2 protein-coding genes are annotated in these 1,476 nt (G+C 74.9%); both read left to right on the forward strand.

All coding sequences use genetic code 11. The annotated features are described in order from the left end of the window. Positions 1 to 801 (forward strand): ATP-binding cassette domain-containing protein (locus AB0J52_RS40295; protein ID WP_500188465.1); only part of this gene is annotated, 801 nt, incomplete at its 5' end. Next, positions 798 to 1,476: ABC transporter permease (locus tag AB0J52_RS40300; RefSeq protein ID WP_500188467.1), on the forward strand; the 679-nt coding region annotated here is incomplete at its 3' end. The genes AB0J52_RS40295 and AB0J52_RS40300, both read left to right, overlap by 4 nt.

Here is a 1,476-nt window from a genome sequence, read left to right on the forward strand (position 1 = left end):
GTCGCGCAGCGCTCCGGCAGCGACCCGCGCGCCACCGCCCGCGAGAACCTGGTCCTGCAAGCCAGGATGCACGGCATGGGCGGGCACGCCGCCCGCGCCCGGGCAGCCGAGCTGCTCGACCGGTTCGACCTCGCCGAGGTCGCCGACCGGCTGGTCAAGACGTTCTCCGGCGGCACCCAGCGCCGCCTGGACGTCGCGCTCGGCCTGGTCCACCGGCCCGCCGTGCTGTTCCTGGACGAGCCCACCACCGGCCTGGACCCCGAGGCCCGCGCCGCCATGTGGGCCGAGATCCAGCGGCTCGCCGGGGACGACGGCCTCACCGTCGTCCTCACCACCCACTATCTGGAGGAGGCCGACCGGCTCGCGCACCGCCTGGCGATCGTCGACCGCGGACGCGTCGTCGCCGGCGGCACGCCCGACGAGCTGAAGGGCGAGCTGCGCGGGGACGCCGTGCACCTCGAACTGCCGTCCGGGACCGTCCCCGCCGAGGTCCGCGCCGTGCTCGAGGCGCTGCCCGCCGTCCGGGAGGTCCGCGTCGCCGGACGCGGCGTCAGCGCCCGCAGCGACAACGGAGCCGCGGCGGTCCCCGCCGTCCTGGCCGCGCTCGAACGCGTCGGCATGCCCGCCGCGGCCGTGACCGTGGCCCGCCCGTCCCTGGACGACGTGTTCCTGCGCTACACCGGCCGCCGCTACACCGCGGGCGACAGCCCCGACGCCCCCGACGGCGCCACCGGTACCCGGGACACAGCGCCAGGCGCCGGCCAGACCGTCCCCTCCGCCCGGCAGGAGGCCACGCGATGACCACCGCCGCCCTCACCACGGCCGCGTCCCGCCAGGGCACGGCGCGGCGCCTGCTCGCCCACACCTGGTTCCTCACCGGACGCCGCCTGCACGCGCTGGCGCGGCAGCCCGCCGTCATCGTCGGGAACCTCGTCCAGCCCGCGATCTGGCTGTTCCTGTTCGGCTCGCTGTTCCGCCGCGTCGTGGACATCCCCGGCTTCAGCCACGGCTCCTACCTCGGGTACCTGGTGCCCGGCGTGATCGCCATGAACGCGATGAACGCCAGCATGTGGGCCGGGGTCGCGATGATCGAGGAGATCGACCGGGGCACGCTGAACCGGTTCCTGGCCTCCCCGGTCAGCCGGGTCGCGCTGATGACCTCCGGCGTCGCCGACCAGGCCGTCACCACCGGCCTGCAGTCGGTGGCGATCCTGCTGCTCGGGCTGCTCGGCGGCGCGCACTACCCCGGCGGGATCGCCGGTTGCGCCGTCGTCGTCGCGGCGGGCGTCCTGCTCGGCACGGTGTTCGGCGGGCTGTCCAACGCGATGGGGATGATGCTGAGGCAGCGCGAGGCGATCATCGGCTTCAACGTGATGTTCATGCTGCCGCTGACGTTCCTCTCCTCGGCGTTCATGCCGACCGCCCTGATGCCGCGCTGGATGCGGGCCGTCACCGCGGGCAACCCGCTCGACTGGG

Source organism: Spirillospora sp. NPDC049652 (assembly GCF_040675125.1).
GTDB lineage: Bacteria > Actinomycetota > Actinomycetes > Streptosporangiales > Streptosporangiaceae > Spirillospora.